Source organism: Chryseobacterium turcicum, assembly GCF_021010565.1.
In the GTDB taxonomy this organism is placed as follows: domain Bacteria; phylum Bacteroidota; class Bacteroidia; order Flavobacteriales; family Weeksellaceae; genus Chryseobacterium; species Chryseobacterium turcicum.
Map to the genome: position 1 here is coordinate 3,036,007 of NZ_JAJNAY010000001.1, position 18,977 is coordinate 3,054,983.

Consider the following 18,977-nt stretch of genomic DNA (forward strand, 5'->3'; position numbering starts at 1 on the left):
AATATAACCATGAAAAAAATTTGCTTATCCCTATTAGTAATGAGTGCAACAACATTTCAGTCACAGTTATTTCCTGATTTAAAAGCTCCGATTGCTGACAAAAAGCAGCATTTAAGAAATATTCATAACGATAAAATAAATGATCCATATTATTGGATGATTGACTATTTCAAAAAAGGAAGAGATTCTACACAGGTTGTAAATTATCTTACTGCTGAAAATTCTTATTGGGAAGGCATGATGAAAGATACAGAACCTTTCAGAGAGAAGCTTTTCCAGGAAATGAAAGCTAGAATTAAGGAAAAAGACGAATCTGTACCTGTTTTCAGGAAAGGGTATTATTATTACACCCGAACAGAAACCGGAAAACAGTATTTTAAATATTGCAGAAAAAAAGACCACCTCAGTGCTCCGGAAGAAATACTTTTGGATGTAGATCAGCTAGCTGAAGGTCACGCATATTATTCGGCATCTGGTTTCAGCATTAGCCCCGATAATTCTAAAATGATTTACGGAGTTGATGATGTTTCCAGAAGGCAGTATACATTATTTTTGAAAGACCTTACAACGGGAAAAACAACCGATTTAGGCATCAAAAACACGACGGGTTCTGCAACGTGGGCAAATGACAACAAAACCATTTTCTACACCGGAAAAAATCCTGAAACGCTTTTAACGGAGAAAATTTTCAGACATTCTTTAGGAACTGACCCTTCGAAAGATGCTTTGGTTTATGAAGAAAAAGACAAAACCAATTACATCGGTGTCGGTAAATCTAAGAACGAAAAAATCATTATGATTGTTTCTTCGGCTACCACTTCTTCAGAAACAAGATACATCAATGCAGATGAACCGAATGCAAGTTTCAAGGTTTTTCAGTCGAGGATGAAAGATGTTTTGTACGATGTTACTCCTTTGGAAGATAAGTTTTTAATCACCACCAACAAAGACGCACTCAATTTCAAAGTGATGGAAACTCCTTTGGATAAAACAAGTGTTGAAAGCTGGAAGGATTTTATGCCTCACAGAAAAGACGTTTTGATGGAAGGAATCAGTGAGTTTAAAAATTATCTTGTTTTCAGTGAAAGACAAAACGGGCTTTCGCAATTGGTGATTTTAGATAGAAGAACCAACAAAAGAGAGTTTTTAAAATTCGATGAAGCGGCTTACACGGTTTATGCATCAGGAAATCCTGAATATAATACGGATTATTTCAGATTCGGATATACCTCGATGATTACGCCGAGTTCGCAATACGAGCAGAATTTACAGACAGGAAAAAGAACTTTACTAAAACAGCAAGAAGTTTTAGGTGGTTACAATAAAGCAAATTATGTAACTGAAAGACTTTTTGCCTTTTCAAAAGACGGAGCCAAAATCCCGATTTCTATTGTTTATAAAAAGGGATATAGAAAAGACGGTAAAAATCCGCTCCTACTCTACGCTTACGGTTCTTACGGAAGCTCGATGGATGCTACATTCAGCAGTACAAGACTGAGTCTTTTAGACAGAGGTTTTGCATTTGCAATTGCCCACATTCGTGGGGGTCAGGAAATGGGAAGACAATGGTATGAAGACGGAAAAATGATGAAAAAGAAAAATACATTTACCGATTTCATCGATGTAGGAGAATATTTAGTTAAAGAAAAATATACGTCCCCAAAACATTTATATGCTCAAGGAGGAAGTGCAGGCGGACTTTTGATGGGTGCTGTTATTAATATGAAACCAGAATTGTGGAATGGAGCTATTGCTCAGGTTCCTTTCGTAGATGTTGTAAACACCATGTTAGACGAAAGTATTCCTTTAACAACGAATGAATACGATGAATGGGGAAATCCTAATAACAAGGAAGCGTACAGTTATATGAAATCTTATTCTCCCTATGAAAATATCAAGAGAAAAAACTATCCGAATTTATTGGTAACAACAGGTTTACACGATTCTCAGGTACAATATTTTGAACCTGCAAAATGGGTAGCAAAATTGAGAGATTTAAAAACAGATAAAAATGTTTTATTCTTAAAAACTGACATGGAATACGGTCATGGTGGTGCTTCCGGAAGATTTGATTATCTAAAAGATATTGCATTGGAATATGCGTTTATGTTTAAATTGGAGGGAATTAGTAAGTAAAAAATTTAGCTCACGCAGATTTAGCAAATTTTGCAGATTTAAAAATGACGGAAAATGAAATTTCATATATTATTCGTAAATGCATTTTTAATGTTTACAATCAATTAGGTCCTGGTCTATTAGAATCAATATACCAAAGAATACTGATTTATGAACTTGAAGAAAATGGTTTAAACGTAAAATCAGAAGTTTTGCTTCCTGTTTATTATAATAACAAAAAATTTGATTTGAATTTCAAAATAGATATTTTGGTAGAGGATAAAGTAGTTTTAGAATTAAAATCAGTAAAAGAATTGGAAGCAATACATTATAAACAACTTTACACTTATTTGAAATTATCTGACAAAAAACTGGGGTTACTTATCAATTTTAATACTACAAATATTATAGAAAATATAAAAAGAGTTCTCAACAACCTTTAAATCTGCTCAATCAAAATAATCTGCGAGAAAATTCAGCTCACGCAGATTTAGCAAATTTTACAGAATAAAATTTAATTTAAGTAAAAAAGAAATAAAAAGATAATATAGAAACTATGAGAAGAAAAATAGTTGCAGGAAACTGGAAAATGAACAAAAATGTAGTTGAGGCTCAACAATTAATGATTCAATTACTAAGCTACAAAAACAATAACGCAACCAATTGTGAAGTTTGGATTGCACCGCCTGCTTTGTATTTAACCATGGCAAAAGATATCTTCGAGAAAAACGAAATCGGAGTTTTCTCTCAGGATATGAGCGAATTTGAAAGCGGAGCTTACACTGGCGAAATTTCTGCAGATATGTTGGAGTCTATTGGCGCAACGGGTTCTTTAATCGGACATTCTGAAAGAAGACAATATCACGGTGAAAACGACGAAAGCTGCAATAAAAAAGTAAAATTAGCTTTAGACAAAGGGTTGATTCCTGTTTACTGTAATGGTGAAACTTTAGAACAAAGAAAAGCAGGTCAACATCTTGACGTAGTAAAAACTCAGACTGAAACGGCTCTTTTCACACTTTCTGCAGAAGAAATTAAAAAAGTGGTGATTGCTTACGAACCAGTTTGGGCAATTGGAACCGGAGAAACTGCAACTCCTGAACAGGCTCAGGAAATTCACGCTCACATCAGAGGAATTATCGCTGCAAAATACGGACAGGAAATTGCAGACGAAATCTCTATTCTTTATGGAGGTTCTGTAAAACCTGATAACGCAAAAGAAATTTTCTCTCAACCTGATATCGACGGTGGTTTGATTGGCGGAGCTGCTTTAAAGCTGGAAGATTTCTCTAAAATTATTGAAGGTTTTAACTAAAATATAAATTAAAAATTACATCAAATAAATAATGAAGAAATTTATCTTACTTTATTTTGCCATTCTTTTATTTGATGTAATTTATTCTGTTTTTTACAGTTCTATCGTATCTGCAATAAACATAGAATTTCTCAAATATCCTTTTATCATCATTAATTACCTGAGTTGTTCTCCGGCAATATTTTTCAATAGGCTTCTTCCTTTTTATTTGCCATTACCAACTTATCAATCGTTTTTAATTCTCTTTGGGAACGTCTTTTTACAGACTCTTCTCATCTATACTATCTTTTTCAAAAAGAAAAATAATCAAAAACACATCAGCTAATCGGTTTCAATTAAGCAATTCGTAAAATCACAAAGCTTTATTAATAAATTTACAAACATAATATTGATTAATAAAAACTAATCGTAAAAATAAAATCAATTTTTAAATAATATCTTTGCAAAAGTTTAAGGTTGAACCCATGCGTTCATTAATAGGGAATCAAGTGAAAAAATAATTCTTGAGCTGTACCCGCAACTGTAAGCTATTCAACTTATTATAAATACACCACTGAACTTTAGGTTTGGGAAGGTTATAAATAAGATGCAAGCCAGGAGACCTGCCTTAGATTAATTTCAACTTTCGGGAGTAAAAGTTTATGAGATAAAATCTTCAGAGATTTTTTCATGATAGTTTTTTCCTGCAGTGAAGTTTCGGGAACAAAACTTTAAATATAATTATATCATGAAGAAAATCTATTTTCTTATTCTTGCATTTGTAATTTCATATGCAAATGCTCAAACTGAAGGAATTTTAGTCCTCAACGAAGGCGGTATCGGAAGCAGTACTGCAGAAGTATCTTTCATCAACAATCAATCGGTTGTCACCAACAATTATTTTAAACTTAAAAACAATAATGCGATATTGGGTGACACCGGTCAGGACATTAAAGTTTTTGGCGATAAGATTTTTGTAGTTTTAAATTATTCCAATACAATCAAGGTCATCAACAAATCTGATTTTTCTTTGATTACAACGATTTCAACCAATCTTGCTAACCCAAGATATATTGCTTTTAGCGGAAATAAATTTTATGTAACCAACTGGGGAAACAACGGTCCTACAAACTACGTATCAGTTTATGATTTAAGTACTTATGCTCACGAAACGAACATTCCTGTAGGAGACGGACCTGAAAAAATCTTTGCCAAAAACAATAAATTGTATGTTTTACTGAAAGGAGGTTTCGGACTTAATCATTTTATGGATATCATCAATACGACGACCAATACTGTTGAATCACAGGTAAATGTAGGAGACTCACCGAACAGTATTTTTGAAAAAGACAATTTACTATACATTATGAGTTCGGGAAATCCTTATGCCTCTACTTCTTTCGGAACACTTACGGTTTATAACACAACCACTCAGACTACAGCTTCTACTACAACATTTCCGGTCGGTGTAAAACCTTCTTATATGGATACCGACGGAACGAATATCTATTATATGAATGAAGCATCAATCTACAAAACACCTATTGCTTCGCCTTCAATTACTACCGCTCCAATTGCCGTTACACCGATTACTGTAAACAGCTACGGAACTGCGTACGGATTTAATGTTGTTAATAATAAAATCTATGCAGCCGACCCTTCAGGATATACCGCTACAGGAAAAATCTATGCTTACGATTTACAAGGTTCTTTGTTGAATACGTTCACAGTAACTTCTCTACCCAATCAAATTATTGCTTATAATACCGCATCTCTTTCAACTGCTGAAAACACAAGAGCTTCTAAGTTATCATTATACCCTAATCCTGCAAGCAATAAATTCTTTGTAAAAGGGTTAAACTCAGGAAACATTCAAGTTTATGATGCAAACGGAAGAATGATTATCAATACTGAATACACTCAAAACGGAATTGATGTGAGTACACTTTCTAAAGGAGTTTATATTGTAAAAATTACTGATAAAAACATCAGCTTCAACGAAAAGTTAATCATTAAATAATCTTTGAAATGCAGAAAATTTTAAGCTTTATATTCACTTTTGTTGTTACATTGTCTTTTGCGCAGTTTACAGCAAATGACGTTAAATTTTTCGTTGGAAGTGGTACTCAAACAGCGTACGTTGTTGTAGATTTCAAAGATGGAACCGATGACAGGTCTTATGCATGGGGTGTAAGATTCAATGTAGGAGAATCTTTGACTATTAATAATTTATTACAAAGAATTCAGACCGCAGAACCTCAGTTTACATACCAACAAAGTGGTGGATTTTTAAATACTGTAGGATTCAACGACCATTACAGAACTTCGGGGTCAGACTGGTGGAGTACTTGGTCTGGAAATTCGGCTTCAACCTTTTCTGGTAACGGAGGAATCGGAGGAAGTGTACAGGACGGAAGATGGTACGGATTTTCTTACGGATTTTCAAACCCATCCATGCAGGCACCTGCAACACCAATTCCCGCATACAGTTCTCTATGGTACAATTCAAATCAAATGACCAACTGGATTGGAACCGGTTCTAATAAAAGTTTAGTTGTTGTCGATTTCGGAACTGATAATACCAATGGAGCTGCCAATTCTTTTGTTTTTGGAATTCAATATAACGGAACAATTACGGCTGAACAGGCTTTACAGTTGATTGACGCTCAAACCAGCACATTTAATTATACTTCAGCAGCAAATCAAGTTTCTACTTTATCATTAAATTCTTATTCAGGAACAGCAAGCGGAACAAATACTTGGAAACTATACAAGGGAACCAATGTATCAAACTGGAAAACCAATGCTGACCTTTCTACAATAACTTTAGGAAATAATGAATGGTTTGGATTGAGCTTCGGAACAAGAAGACCGTTTACGCCAACAGAAGCGAACATTACTTTAAGCGTTTCTGATGCGACAAAGCAAAGCTTTAAAATATACCCAAATCCGGCGAGTGATTTTATTGTTATTGAAACTCAGGAAAGCGTTAAAGACGTGAATATTTTCTCTGTTTCAGGGCAAAAGGTAATCAATACCCAAAATAAAAAAATCAATATTCAAAGTTTGCAGTCTGGTGTTTATTTTGTTCAAATTAAAACAGATACATCAACCACAACGCATAAAATCATCAAAAAATAATTCAATAGAGAGCATCTTTATGGTGCTCTTTTTTTTTCACTTTAAAATTCATCAATGAAAAAATCAATACTTTTTCTTTTACTATTTATATTTCAATTTTCATTCGCTCAATTAACCGAAAATGACGTGAAATTTTGGGTTGGCACAGGTTCTAAAAAAGCTTATCTAATCGCAGATTTCAATGATTCAGACAATCCGACCTCTTATGTTTGGGGATATAGATTCGATGATGCCAATCTAACCATGGAAGATTTGATTAATGCTATCGACGCTGCAGATTCAAAAGTTACCGCAGAAGTACCAAGCGGATTTTTATATAGTTTTGATTACAACCACCACACTCCAAATACTGATGATTATTGGTCAACCTGGTCAGGAACTTCTTCAAATAACATGACAACAAATAATGGCGTAAATAATGACCCATTAGTTGACGGTAAATGGTACGGTTTATCTTATGGATACGGTTTTACTCCAGTAACAACTTTGGGACCGCCTTCTACGCCAGTTCCTGCCTATAATTCTGCATGGTTTAATTCTTCTCAAATTATTAATTGGATTGGAACAGGAAGTAATAAAAGTGTCGTTGTCATAGATTTCAATACAAATAATTCAAACGGAAACGCTGATTCTTTTGCTTTTGGAATTCAATATAACGGAACGATTACTGCTGAACAAGCTTTGCAATTAATAGATTCTCAAGTGAGCGAATTTAATTACACTTCTGCAGCCAGCCAAATTTCAGCATTATCACTGAATAATTTTTCAGGAAATGCCACAGGAAACCATTCTTGGAAATTATACAAAGGAAAAGACCTTTCAAGCTGGAGAGGGCAAACTAATCTGTCACAAATTCAATTGGTGAATAATGATTGGTTCGGATTAAGCTTCGGAACAAGAATACCTTTTACTCCGAATGTTACCAATATTACTTTAAGCGTTTCTGATGCTGTAAAGCAAAACTTTAAAATCTATCCTAATCCGGCAAGTAATTTTGTGATTATTGAAACTCAGGATACTATTAAAGATATCAATATCTACTCTATTTCCGGACAAAAAGTAATCAATACTCAAAATAAAAAGATTAATATTCAAAGCTTACAATCAGGTATTTATTTTGTTGAAATCAAAACTGAAAAATCAGTAACCACTCATAAGATTATCAAAAAATAAACAATTCTAAAAACACGATGAAAAAAATCGGCGCACCCTTTGGATGCGCCGATTTTGTATACTAACTTGATCAATTATTTCTTCTCTTTTGTTCTTTGTAAAACCTCATCTACCATTCCAAAATCTTTAGCTTCGGTAGAAGTCATCCAATAATCTCTGTCTGACGCTTTCTCAACCCATTCGTAAGTTTGACCAGAATGCTCAGAAATAATGTCATACAACTCTTTTTTAAGTTTCAACATCTCTCTTAAGTTGATTTCCATATCAGAAGCAACCCCTTGAGCACCACCAGAAGGTTGGTGAATCATTACTCTTGAGTGCTTCAAAGCAGAACGCTTTCCTTTTTCACCCGCAACCAATAGAACGGCTCCCATAGAAGCAGCAATACCTGTACAGATCGTAGCAACATCTGGCTTGATAATCTGCATCGTGTCATAGATTCCTAAACCTGCATAAACACTTCCTCCAGGAGAGTTGATGTAGATCTGAATATCTTTTGAAGGATCTGCACTTTCTAAGAAAAGTAACTGAGCAGTTACAATGTTTGCCACCTGATCGTCAATTCCTGTTCCTAAGAAAATAATTCTATCCATCATCAAACGAGAGAAAACGTCCATTTGGGCAACGTTTAATCTTCTTTCTTCCATGATGTAAGGCGTAAGATTCGTTGGACCATACATTCCCATATACTGATCGGTAGCCAAACCGCTGTTTCCTAAGTGTTTCGTAGAGAAATCTCTGAATTCTTTTTTAATGTCCATATTTCTATTGGTATTATTTTTTAAAATTTATTTGAAATGTAAATTACAACTTTTATTCCTAAAAATTTATAAGACTTTTTGTCAGTTTAGGCTATTGTTTTTATGTTACAGGTTTTAGGTTTTAGGTTGCAGCTTTCAAAATTGTGAACTCTACGTTGAAGATTAATTATTTTTCTCAGTTATAAATCATCGAATTTCAAACCATCAACCGACAACCGACAACCAAAAACTATCTCTTTCTATCCACATAAATTCCCTTGATAGGCGAATATTCTATAATTTCGCTCAGTCTTATAGAAGCCTGCTTCAGCATGGTGATTTTCTTGATGAGTTCAAAATATTTCACCTCATCACTATTGCTGTATTTTTCGAGCTCAGCAATAGTTTCTTTAATTAAATAATCAATGTAGCGATACTTATGAAGCAAAACATCACCTTTTATTTGATCGGCAACTTTATCACCATAATTTGGTGGATGAATATTTCTAGAACTCCAATTTTCTAAATCATCTAAGGGAAGCAATGCATCAACCACTTTTGTGGTAATCTTTTCGTCCATAAAACTGACAAAAAAACTTCCGCTTCTAAGCTCATCGTTTTGAATACCATCTTTTACCTGATTGATGATAATTTCGTTTCCTTTTACCAGAAACTGATATTGCTCTTCCTCAAAATGATGCAGAATTTCTTCGATGACCGTAATTTGATAATCAGTATTGTTGTCATCTTTTCGCTTTAAAACAACATCTCCAAACATAAGCATATGATCGACTAATTTATTCTCCATGAATAAAACATCATACAAAAACGGGTCGCCTTTTTCTTCATCAAAAGGTACAATCTCCATTTTTACAGGAGCTGCATTGTCCTTTTGCTGTTGTACGTGCTGATTTTGGTTTTGGGTAACTTGTCTCTGAACATCGAGTTCATTAAATAAACTTTGCTCAGAAAGTCCAAATTTATTAGATACTTCCTTTAAATAGACTTCTCTTTTTAAAGCATTTTGTACGAAACCAACAGATTTTACAATATCTCGTATGGCTTCAGCTTTTTTTATCGGATCATTTCCTACTTCCTTTAAAAGAATTTCAGCTTTAAAATCGATAAAATCCAGCGCCTGATTTTCGATGAACTTTTCGACATATTCCTGAGGATGTTTTCTCGCAAAAGAATCAGGGTCATCACCATCGGGAAAAAGAAGAACTCTGATGTTCATTCCTTCTGTCAAAAGCATATCAATACTTCTGAAACTCGCCTTAATTCCCGCATTATCACCATCAAAAAGAATTGTCACATTTTCTGTGAGCCTTTTAATGAGTTTAATTTGCTCGGTCGTTAAAGAAGTTCCGGAACTCGCTACCACATTTTCAATTCCGGACATATGAAGTGAAATCACATCCATATACCCTTCCACCAAAAGACAGATGTTTTTTCTCGAAATCGCCTGTTTGCTTTGGTTTAAACCATACAAAACATTCGATTTATGATAAATTTCTGTTTCCGGAGAATTGAGATATTTAGCCGTTTTAATATTATTTCTAAGAATTCTGGCTCCAAAACCTAAAACTCTGCCCGAAAAACTATGAATTGGGAACATTACCCTTTCACGAAAACGGTCAATTCCGTTCGGAGCATTTTCAGGGAAAATAGAAAGTCCTGATTTTTCTAAAATCTCTTTAGAATAGCCTTTTTCAAGAGCAAATTCAGTGAAAGAATTTTTCTTTTCGGGCGAAAAACCGAGTTGAAATTTTTTAATAATATCATCTTTCAGTTCACGCTCTCTGAAATACGAAAGACCAATCGCTCTTCCTTCGTCATTTTCCCAAAGAATATTTTGAAAATAATCATTGGCAACTTCATGTATTTTATAAAGAATATCTCTTTCAGACTGAGCATTTTTTGCTTCTTCAGAAAACTCGCGCTGATCTTCTGCAATCTCAATTCCGTATTTTTTTGCAGCGTGACGAAGTGCTTCAGGATAGGTAAAGTTTTCGATTTCCATTAAAAAAGAAATCGCCGTCCCTCCTTTTCCGGTTGAGAAATCTTTCCAAATCTGTTTGCTTGGAGAAACAACAAAACTTGGCGATTTTTCTTCATGAAACGGGCTTAAACCCTTAAAATTTGATCCCGCTCTTTTCAGCTGTACATATTCGCCAACAATCTCCTCTACTCGGATTGTGGAAAATATTTTATCTATCGTCTCTTTGGAAATCATGCTGCAAAAATAAGTAAATTTAAATTGAAGTAACAGTAAGAAATTGAGATCTTCAAACTTATATTTCAATGAAAATTTCAAAAACTGAAATTAATATTGAATGATTATATTTAGCAATCAAGATTTTTAGATTATGAAGATTTTAAAAAGAATTTTATTGTCGATATTTTCAATAGGTAGTATTTTTTTACTCTATATAGAATTTGGTGGAAACTTTGTGTTGGATAAAAATGCCAAGAAAATTATTACATTTGATATAAGAACTAGTAGAAAATTGCCATCAAACATTACTTTATTTTATAATACGATTTACAAAAACTCTTTATCGAAAAATTCATGGGATTTCTTTCTAACTTCAGATTCCTCTCAAAAAGATTGTCCATGTTATCTAATGACACATAGAATAATGCCCCAGTTAAACATTAAAAACAGATCTGCTTTTGATTATATTCTTGTAACCCGATATATTGAGCATAATTTTAGCCAAACGGAATGTTTAAATTATAATTTGAGCAAGTTTGATTTCTTAGAAAACAGAAAAGGAATTGAGAATGTTTCAAAAGCATTATTCAATAAGTCAGTTGAAAACCTAGATCCAATAGAAATAGCAGAAATATTTGCATTATTCGAGCAACCTCTAAAAAATAACAGAAATAGAAACCCTGAAAATACTAAAAAAAGAACTGAACACTTCTATCATCTATATTTAAACAATAAACAATTCTAATTGAAATAGATAAAAAACTACATTATTAATAATTTTCACACTCATCGACCTCTCATTCCTGACAACTTTCTCACATTCATTATTACATTAAAAATCACCATTCATAGAGCTTGATTTAAATCATATCTTTTATTTTAATTAATTCTAAATAAAAATAATAAGTTTACAGCACGAAAATTTATGTATGATGACAAATCGATTTTTTAAGCTGTTGAAAAAGACAGCTACAAAAACAAAACTCAGCTTAATAGGAGCTTTAGTTTTGTCAGGCTGGCAAATAAATGCCCAAACAGTTTCCCTTTATTCTTTTTCACAAAGCTCGGGAACTTACACTACTCTATCAAACCCAACTAATATTGCTGTTGCTACAGCGAGCTCAGGAGCTGGTTTTTTGGATGAAAATGTTTACACGCTCGACAATGTTATTCCGTTTCAGTTTTCATTTAATGGCAGTACTTATAATTCGGTAAAAGTTCATGCGAATGGGTTTATCAGTTTTGGAGCTACAACTTCTAATTCTACAGATCCTATTTCTTCAGGTTTGGCTTATTCAGGAGTGATTTCACCTTTAGGAGCAGATTTAGCCTCAATGTTTGATATTAATAATTTATCAAGTTCAATTGATTATTCTGTGGTAGGAACTGCTCCCAATCGTGAATTTATAGTTCAGTGGAGCCATTTCAGACCTTATTCTTCCAATCCCACAGCAAATACTTATCACGATTGGAATTTCCAGGCTAGATTGCATGAAAACGGAACCATAAAATATGTTTATAGCATGGCTTATCAGGGAACACCAGGTGCTACGAACGCAAAAGTAGGTTTAAGAGGTACTGCAAGCAACGATTATGTGAACAGAACTGCTTCAGGAAATACTTCAAGTAATTGGAATAATTCAACAGCAGGAACAAATTCGTCTTCAGGAATGGCTACCAATTATAATTTTTTGCCTTCCCAAGGTTTAACATTCATGTGGACTCCGCCTTCAGCTTGCGTTGCGCCTACTTCACAGCCTACCGGTATAAATTTAACGAATACAGGAATTATCATCAATGGTAGTTTTACAGCAAGTTCACCTGCAGCAGATAAGTATTTAATTTTAAGAAATTTGGCGGGAACAACTCCGAATGCTCCGGTAAACGGAACGGTTTACTCAACAGGGAACAACACTTCTTTGAACAGTTATGTTGCTTATTACGGAGCAAACACAACTTTTGAAAACAATTACAATCATGGAATCAAAGGAAACAATCAGTATACTTATACCATTTATTCTGTAAGCTCAAACTGTTCTAATGGACCTCTGTATAATGTTCAGAATCCTTTAACAGCAAATATTACAAACTGCCCAATCAGTGTAAGCGGAATTACGACATCAAATGTTGCTACCAATTCATTCAACGTTAATTGGTCTGCTTCAGAAAATGGAACTGCAAATATGATTAATACTGTTTTAGAGGTTGCAACAGACAGTAATTTTACCAACATGGTGGCAGGTTCTCCATTTACTTTGCCAATAACAACCGTCTCACAGGCAATCAGTAGTTTACAGCCAAACATTCAATATTATATTAGAGGAAAAAATGTGAGTACTCAATGTGAAAGTTCATATTCTAGTACTTCAACGGTTTATACAACTTGTCTTGCTACTTCTGCATTCAATGAAAATTTCGATTCGGTTACAGGAACAAGTAATCTTCCCAACTGCTGGAGTAAAATTTTAACCTCAAACAACAGTTCTACTCCTACCATCAGTTTAACGACAACAGATAATTTTTCTGCACCAAACAATATCAGTTTCTACGGAAACGGAGCAACAACTACTGATGCAGCGACAAAAATTATTTTGGTAAGTCCGGAACTGAATAATATCAATAGCGGGACTCACAGATTACGTTTCAAAGCAAGAAGAACGGCAGCTGATACAAAAGTTCAGATTGTTGCTTTAACAGGAAATACAGCTTCTGCAAATGTTGAAATAATTCAAACGCTTCCTTTAACAACCAGTTATGAAGAATATGTAGTTTACATCAACAACTACAGCGGTTCTGCAAACTATCTTGGCATTAGAAGATATGATGGAGGTACTTGGTCTTATATGTATGTAGATGATGTAATTTGGGAACCCATTCCTAGTTGTCCGGAATTAGCTACCATTACTTTAAACAGTACAACTCCGGTTGGAGCCAATATTTCTTGGGTAAATGTTAACAATCAACAACCTGCAAACGGTTATGAATATATCGTTACAACAACCAATACCGCTCCTGCTAATAGTGCAGCATTGACAACTTTAGCAACGGGAACAAATTCTGTAGACCTTAACTCTCTTGCAAACGGAACTTATTATTTCTGGATAAGAAGACTTTGTTCGGCAACTGAAAAAAGCCCTTGGAAATCTATTTCATTTACAACCATCCCAACAGCTCCGGCTCCTTGGAAAGAAGAATTTTTAACATCAAACTTCCCTAATGGATGGACGAACGGAACGAGCCCTCAATCATTTATTTTGGGAACTGCAAGAGGAGCAACAGGAAATGGTGTATCTGCAAACAACTTGTATAAAAATATGCATGGAAATGCAACATCAGGAACTTTTAGCACAATTACAGTGGGACCTTTGAATGCAGCTGATTATACTTTTAGTTTTGATTACAAACAATCAAATTATAACAATCCTTATGCGCCTTTAACAAACTGGGGAAATTTTGAAGTACAAGTTTCTACAGATTTTGGAACAACATGGGCAACTTTGGGAACAGTTGATAACGAAGCCGGAACCGGAAATTATATTACCAAAACATATTCTTTAGCAAATTACCTGAATCAATATGTGAAAATTAGAATCAATGCGAACAGAACCGCAGGAGATTATGACCTTTCTTTTGATAATTTTGAAATAAAATCTCCAGGAAATTCAAATCCTTTCTGTTTACCGACTTATCAGTATAATTCTGATGGAAATATGATTACAAAGGTTACCTTTAGTACCATTGATAATACTTCACCAGCTACATCTGGAACTACTCCATCGTATGAAGATTTTACGGCTATTTCTACCGATATCAATCAGGGAAATACGTATCAGATTTCTGTAAAAGGACCTTCAAGTACTTTTCCAAGTGATGTGATGGCGTATATAGATTTTAATCACAATGGAATTTTTGACGATGCCGGAGAAAGTTTTTATATCGGACAATTGACTTCTGCAAATCCTGCCAATGCAAACACCATTACATCCAATATTAGCATTCCTTCAACTGCCGTTTTAGGAAATACTAAAATGCGTATTGTGAAAAACACCAATGTTGCTGCCTATTCTAACCCTTCTGCACCCAATTCTATTTCTGGGCCTTGTGCTACAGATTTAAGGTCGGGTCAGGTAGAAGATTATGCCGTAAACATTGTGGCTGGAAGCTTATCAACAACTGAAAGTAATATTTCAAAAGGGGGAATCAGAATTTATCCAAATCCTACCACATCAATCATTAAAATTGATTCTAAAGAAAAAATTAAATCTTTCGAACTTTATAATATCTCCGGACAATTGGTTAAAAAAGGAGGGAAAGTAGAAGAAATATCTTTAGAAAACAATGCTTCAGGAGTTTACATCATTAAAATCACTCTAGAAAACAATGAAATAAATGTTTCGAAAGTGATTAAAAAATAAAACCAAATATCTTATCATAACCCCAAAACTGGCTGAATTTTATTCAGTCAGTTTTATTTTGAGCATCACTTAAAATTTAGCTTAAATAATTATCTTTGCTTATGCAATTTACTATTCATAAGATTAGCGACTGGCAAAAAGTCGTAGATTCTATTTTACCGGAACTTAAACACAATATTTTGCTTTTAAAAGGAAACTTAGGAGCAGGCAAAACAACGTTTACCCAGTTTCTGCTTAAAAATTTAGGTAGTGAAGATGAAGTAAACTCTCCTACTTATTCTATTGTAAACGAATACAGCTCCCCAAAAGGAAAAATTTATCACTTCGATTTGTATCGTTTAAAAAATATAGAAGAAGTGTATGACATCGGTATTGAAGAATATCTCGACAATGCATTTTTGTGCATTATAGAATGGCCTGAAGTGTATGAAGATGAGCTTTACGGATTAAATTACCATTCGATGAGCATCAATAATAGTGAAGGAAACAGAGAAATTACATTCGATTAAATAGTATATCTTTGCTTATAGAAATCGATTGTAAAATAAAATTTCTGTAAGTCATAATTTAATAAAAAAATGAGTACTACAAATATTTTTACTCCTTTTTCCGAAGAAGAATTGATTCCGAAGGAAGAGAAGTTGGAAGTGATAAAGAAAGGGAAACAGTTTAGCATAGGAATCCCTAAAGAAACCTGTCTTAACGAAAGAAGAACATGCATAACGCCCGATGCTGTACAGGTTTTGGTAGAGCACGGCCATGAAATCATCATCGAAGCTGGAGCAGGACAAGGTTCATTTTTCACCGATTTACAATACTCAGAATCGGGAGCTCGAATTACTCAGGATGCCAAAGAAGCATTTTCTCAGGATTTGGTTTTAAAAGTAAATCCACCTACAGAAGAGGAAATCGATTATTTCAAACCCAATACTTATCTGGTTTCTGCCCTTCAGATTAACTTAAGAGATAAAGAATATTTCTTAAAATTAGCCGAGAAAAAAATCAACGCTATTGCTTTTGAATTTATCGTTGACGAATACAAACAATTGGCTTTGGTAAGATTGGTTGGCGAAATTGCAGGTACCGTGTCAATCTTATACGCTTCAGAATTACTGGCTTTATCAAACGGTTTAATGCTTGGTGGAATCACCGGAGTAAGACCTACAGAAGTACTAATCATAGGAGCAGGAATCGTTGGCGAATTTGCCACAAAAGCAGCTATCGGTTTAGGGGCAAGTGTAAAAGTTTTTGACAACTCACTTTCAAAATTGAGAAGACTTCACACATTGGTTGACAGTAGAGTTCCTACCTCGATTATCGACCCTAAAGAATTAAGCAAAAGTTTAAGAAGAGCCGACGTTGTTATCGGAGCTTTACCAAGACTCAATATGCAGCCCATCATTACTGAAGAAATGGTAATGAAAATGAAAAAAGGCAGCGTTATCATCGACATCGTCATCGATAACGGAAAAGCCATCGAAACTTCAGAATTGACGACAATGGATGACCCTTACATCATCAAACACGGCGTTATTCACTGCGGATTACCGAATCTTACCTCAAAAATGCCGAGAACAACCACAAAAGCAATCTCCAATTTCTTCCTTTCTTATATCTTAAATTACGATATAGAAGGTGGTTTTGAAAATATGCTGATTCGCAAAAACGAAATGAAACAAAGTTTGTATATGTACAAAGGCAGACATACCAAAAAAGTGATCTGCGACCGTTTCGGCCTTACATACCACGACATCAATCTCTTAATATTCTAATAATTTTCGTAAACAAAGAATCGATCATTATTTATCAATGATCATTCATCAATTATAGATTGTAAAATCAACTATGAAAAAAGTAAAATTCTTTTTAATCGGGCTTATTCCCGGACTTATCATCGTATTTTTTGTACTTAATGCTAAAGGAGCAAGCTGTAGTGGATACCTTCCAAACAGCCGTGTTATTGCCGAAACACTTTCAAAAGAGTTCGAATATTCTGAAAATTTTAAAAATGAAATGAAAACTCTAAAAGTGGACGAAAAATTTTTAAAAGACAGCATTATTACTTTAGGCAAAATAGATTTTGAGCGCAGTCATGCTCAGAAAAAACCATGTCCGGATTATGTGATTACTTATCCTAAAGAAAATCCTACATACGAAATCACTTTTGAGAAGTGTGAAGAAAAAGCAGTTCTTAGTTCTTTAAAGAAGCTTAAATAAAATATTTTTCAGCCACGAATACACAAATAATCGTTGATTATTCGTGTATTCGTGGCCATAAAATCTAAATATTTCCCTACAATGGATGGCAATTACTACATGATTCATGATTATCTGATTTTCATCGGAGTGTTTGCTATTTTCTTTTTTTTAACCGTTGGAATTTATCTTTTCAGTCAAAATCAGCGGTTGAAGATTAAAAACATTAGACTTTTTGAAACCAATAAACTGATTGAGCAGAAACTGAATGAAGTTCAGCTAGAACATATCGGAACGAAGCTCAATCCGCATTTATTTAAAAATATTCTCAACTCGGTACAGTCGCACGCTTATCAAACCTACATATCGCTCGACAAACTGGCCAATGTTCTGGATTATATTTTGTACGAAAGCAACAATAAATTTGTAAGCCCAAAAGAAGAACTGAGTTTTGCGTTAAGCCTTATTGAAATAAATAAAATCAAGGTTAATCCGCTTTTTGATTTTAGAATTAAATCGAAAATTGATAAATCTGATTCTGTCTTTGAAGAAAAGATTTTTGCACCACTTATTTCAGTTGATTTAATTGAGAATGCTTTTAAACATACCGATTTTTTAGCTCAAGATTCTTTCATTTCTATTCTATTGGAGCTTGAAGCGGGTATTTTTTCAATGAAAATAAGCAATAAAGCTTCCCTGAAAAATGCATTACACAAAGACCACAGTGGTTTTGGAAGCCAGTCTTTAGACCAAAGATTAAAGCTTATCTACAACGATTTTTATACCCTTCATAAAAGCTCAAAAAACGGTATCTTCACCGCAGAATTAACAATCAATTTAGGAGAATTCTATGATAAAATGCGTTATTCTTGATGATGAGTTACTAGCAATAAGCTACCTGAAACTTTTATGCGAGCAAATTGAAAATGTAGAAGTTGTAAAAGCTTTTAACGACCCTAAAATCTTCCTCAACGAAATAAAAAATATAGACTGTAATCTCTGTATTTTAGATATCGAAATGCCTGGAATGACCGGATTACAGGTTGCTGAATTGATTTCAGATTCAAAAAAAATCATTTTCACAACGGCTTACAAAGAATATGCTGCAGAAGCTTTTGACCTGAATGTTGTAGATTATGTACGGAAACCCATCAAAAAAGAAAGATTAATTCAGGCCTTTGAAAAAGCAGCAGACCTTTTAACAAATACTCAGAAAAAAGAATTCATTGATTGGAATACCAACATTGGTAAATCCACTATTTTTACAGAACAGATTGCCTATATAAAAACTTCAGAAATCGACAGCCGCGACAAAGACATCATTCTGAAAGACGGAACAAAAATCGTTCTTAAAAATCTTAATTTTAAATCTCTTCTGGAAATGCTTCCTTCTAAAGATTTTGCACAAGTCAACAAAAAAGAAATTATCGCTTTGTCTTCTGTAAAAGTTTTGTCTACCAACGAAATAATTACGACAATACCAACCGATTCTGACCATTTTTTAAAACTTCAGATTGGTGATACGTACAGAAACTCTTTAATGGAAATGTTCGGAAAATAGAAGTAAGTAGTTTTAAGTTAACGGTTGTCAGTTAATGGAATTAAATTGACCCCTTTAAAAACTTATATGAACTATAAAATGGGTGAGTTTAAACTTCACTTATTTCTTTTGTGGTTTAAAAAAT

The 18,977-nt window shown here is 33.9% G+C and carries 16 protein-coding genes and 1 riboswitch; of the genes, 14 read left to right on the forward strand and 2 right to left on the reverse strand.

Annotated elements, in window-relative coordinates; all coding sequences use genetic code 11:
- Positions 1–9 precede the first annotated feature (9 nt).
- From LO744_RS13810 to LO744_RS13840, 7 genes are all read left to right on the forward strand, one after another.
- On the forward strand, positions 10–2,136 hold the full coding sequence (locus tag LO744_RS13810; RefSeq protein WP_230670156.1) for a S9 family peptidase: 2,127 nt from the start codon (positions 10–12) through the stop codon (positions 2,134–2,136).
- A 44-nt stretch (positions 2,137–2,180) separates the two neighbouring features.
- Positions 2,181–2,558 carry a GxxExxY protein gene (locus LO744_RS13815; RefSeq protein WP_230670158.1) on the forward strand — a complete coding sequence of 126 codons (378 nt, stop codon included), beginning with the start codon at positions 2,181–2,183 and terminating at the stop codon, positions 2,556–2,558.
- Between the two features lie 113 nt (positions 2,559–2,671).
- Complete coding sequence (gene tpiA, locus LO744_RS13820) at positions 2,672–3,430, forward strand: triose-phosphate isomerase (protein WP_230670160.1); 759 nt, start codon at positions 2,672–2,674, stop codon at positions 3,428–3,430.
- A 31-nt stretch (positions 3,431–3,461) separates the two neighbouring features.
- Positions 3,462–3,755 (forward strand): hypothetical protein, encoded by a 294-nt coding sequence (locus LO744_RS13825; protein WP_230670162.1) that lies wholly within the window; start codon positions 3,462–3,464, stop codon positions 3,753–3,755.
- Positions 3,756–3,866: 111 nt separating this feature from the next.
- Positions 3,867–4,054: riboswitch (cobalamin riboswitch) on the forward strand.
- Positions 4,055–4,157: 103 nt separating this feature from the next.
- Positions 4,158–5,429 carry a YncE family protein gene (locus LO744_RS13830; RefSeq protein ID WP_230670164.1) on the forward strand — a complete coding sequence of 424 codons (1,272 nt, stop codon included), beginning with the start codon at positions 4,158–4,160 and terminating at the stop codon, positions 5,427–5,429.
- 8 nt (positions 5,430–5,437) lie between these two features.
- Positions 5,438–6,550 carry a T9SS type A sorting domain-containing protein gene (locus tag LO744_RS13835; protein ID WP_230670166.1) on the forward strand — a complete coding sequence of 371 codons (1,113 nt, stop codon included), beginning with the start codon at positions 5,438–5,440 and terminating at the stop codon, positions 6,548–6,550.
- Positions 6,551–6,604: 54 nt separating this feature from the next.
- On the forward strand, positions 6,605–7,723 hold the full coding sequence (locus tag LO744_RS13840; protein ID WP_230670168.1) for a T9SS type A sorting domain-containing protein: 1,119 nt from the start codon (positions 6,605–6,607) through the stop codon (positions 7,721–7,723).
- A 74-nt stretch (positions 7,724–7,797) separates the two neighbouring features.
- Here LO744_RS13840 and clpP read toward each other — a convergent pair whose 3' ends face one another.
- Both clpP and dnaG read right to left on the reverse strand, forming a co-directional pair.
- Positions 7,798–8,484, reverse strand: coding sequence for an ATP-dependent Clp endopeptidase proteolytic subunit ClpP (gene clpP / locus LO744_RS13845; protein ID WP_230670170.1), 687 nt, complete (start codon positions 8,482–8,484; stop codon positions 7,798–7,800).
- A gap of 229 nt (positions 8,485–8,713) precedes the next feature.
- Positions 8,714–10,699: a DNA primase gene (gene dnaG, locus LO744_RS13850; RefSeq protein WP_230670172.1), complete on the reverse strand. Its 1,986-nt coding sequence runs from the start codon at positions 10,697–10,699 to the stop codon at positions 8,714–8,716.
- 133 nt (positions 10,700–10,832) lie between these two features.
- On the opposite strand from dnaG, the gene LO744_RS13855 reads away from it, so the two are divergent.
- The 7 genes from LO744_RS13855 (at position 10,833) to LO744_RS13885 (ending at position 18,853) form a co-directional block, all read left to right on the forward strand.
- On the forward strand, positions 10,833–11,426 hold the full coding sequence (locus LO744_RS13855; protein ID WP_230670174.1) for a transglycosylase domain-containing protein: 594 nt from the start codon (positions 10,833–10,835) through the stop codon (positions 11,424–11,426).
- A 184-nt stretch (positions 11,427–11,610) separates the two neighbouring features.
- Positions 11,611–15,096, forward strand: a complete 3,486-nt coding sequence (locus tag LO744_RS13860) for a T9SS type A sorting domain-containing protein (protein ID WP_230670176.1) — start codon at positions 11,611–11,613, stop codon at positions 15,094–15,096.
- Between the two features lie 101 nt (positions 15,097–15,197).
- Entirely contained in the window at positions 15,198–15,605 is a 408-nt protein-coding gene (gene tsaE, locus LO744_RS13865; protein ID WP_230670178.1) for a tRNA (adenosine(37)-N6)-threonylcarbamoyltransferase complex ATPase subunit type 1 TsaE, read from the forward strand.
- 69 nt (positions 15,606–15,674) lie between these two features.
- A complete protein-coding gene (locus tag LO744_RS13870; RefSeq protein WP_230670180.1) occupies positions 15,675–16,868 on the forward strand; it encodes an alanine dehydrogenase in 1,194 nt (397 codons plus the stop codon).
- 73 nt (positions 16,869–16,941) lie between these two features.
- A complete protein-coding gene (locus LO744_RS13875) occupies positions 16,942–17,313 on the forward strand; it encodes a hypothetical protein (RefSeq protein ID WP_230670182.1) in 372 nt (123 codons plus the stop codon).
- Positions 17,314–17,394: 81 nt separating this feature from the next.
- Positions 17,395–18,165, forward strand: a complete 771-nt coding sequence (locus tag LO744_RS13880; RefSeq protein WP_230670184.1) for a histidine kinase — start codon at positions 17,395–17,397, stop codon at positions 18,163–18,165.
- A complete protein-coding gene (locus LO744_RS13885) occupies positions 18,143–18,853 on the forward strand; it encodes a LytR/AlgR family response regulator transcription factor (protein WP_230670186.1) in 711 nt (236 codons plus the stop codon). Before LO744_RS13880 ends, LO744_RS13885 begins: the two co-directional genes overlap by 23 nt.
- Positions 18,854–18,977: the final 124 nt, after the last annotated feature.

Bases quoted from the DNA above. Each gene is read 5' to 3' on its own strand.
- LO744_RS13815 (WP_230670158.1), top strand. From the start codon at position 2,181: ATGACGGAAAATGAAATTTCATATATTATTCGTAAATGCATTTTTAAT.
- LO744_RS13860 (WP_230670176.1), top strand. From the start codon at position 11,611: ATGATGACAAATCGATTTTTTAAGCTGTTGAAAAAGACAGCTACAAAA.
- LO744_RS13835 (WP_230670166.1), top strand. From the start codon at position 5,438: ATGCAGAAAATTTTAAGCTTTATATTCACTTTTGTTGTTACATTGTCT.
- tsaE (WP_230670178.1), top strand. From the start codon at position 15,198: ATGCAATTTACTATTCATAAGATTAGCGACTGGCAAAAAGTCGTAGAT.
- LO744_RS13870 (WP_230670180.1), top strand. From the start codon at position 15,675: ATGAGTACTACAAATATTTTTACTCCTTTTTCCGAAGAAGAATTGATT.
- clpP (WP_230670170.1), bottom strand. From the start codon at position 8,484: ATGGACATTAAAAAAGAATTCAGAGATTTCTCTACGAAACACTTAGGA.
- LO744_RS13885 (WP_230670186.1), top strand. From the start codon at position 18,143: ATGATAAAATGCGTTATTCTTGATGATGAGTTACTAGCAATAAGCTAC.
- LO744_RS13855 (WP_230670174.1), top strand. From the start codon at position 10,833: ATGAAGATTTTAAAAAGAATTTTATTGTCGATATTTTCAATAGGTAGT.
- dnaG (WP_230670172.1), bottom strand. From the start codon at position 10,699: ATGATTTCCAAAGAGACGATAGATAAAATATTTTCCACAATCCGAGTA.
- LO744_RS13875 (WP_230670182.1), top strand. From the start codon at position 16,942: ATGAAAAAAGTAAAATTCTTTTTAATCGGGCTTATTCCCGGACTTATC.
- tpiA (WP_230670160.1), top strand. From the start codon at position 2,672: ATGAGAAGAAAAATAGTTGCAGGAAACTGGAAAATGAACAAAAATGTA.
- LO744_RS13830 (WP_230670164.1), top strand. From the start codon at position 4,158: ATGAAGAAAATCTATTTTCTTATTCTTGCATTTGTAATTTCATATGCA.
- LO744_RS13825 (WP_230670162.1), top strand. From the start codon at position 3,462: ATGAAGAAATTTATCTTACTTTATTTTGCCATTCTTTTATTTGATGTA.
- LO744_RS13810 (WP_230670156.1), top strand. From the start codon at position 10: ATGAAAAAAATTTGCTTATCCCTATTAGTAATGAGTGCAACAACATTT.
- LO744_RS13840 (WP_230670168.1), top strand. From the start codon at position 6,605: ATGAAAAAATCAATACTTTTTCTTTTACTATTTATATTTCAATTTTCA.
- LO744_RS13880 (WP_230670184.1), top strand. From the start codon at position 17,395: ATGGATGGCAATTACTACATGATTCATGATTATCTGATTTTCATCGGA.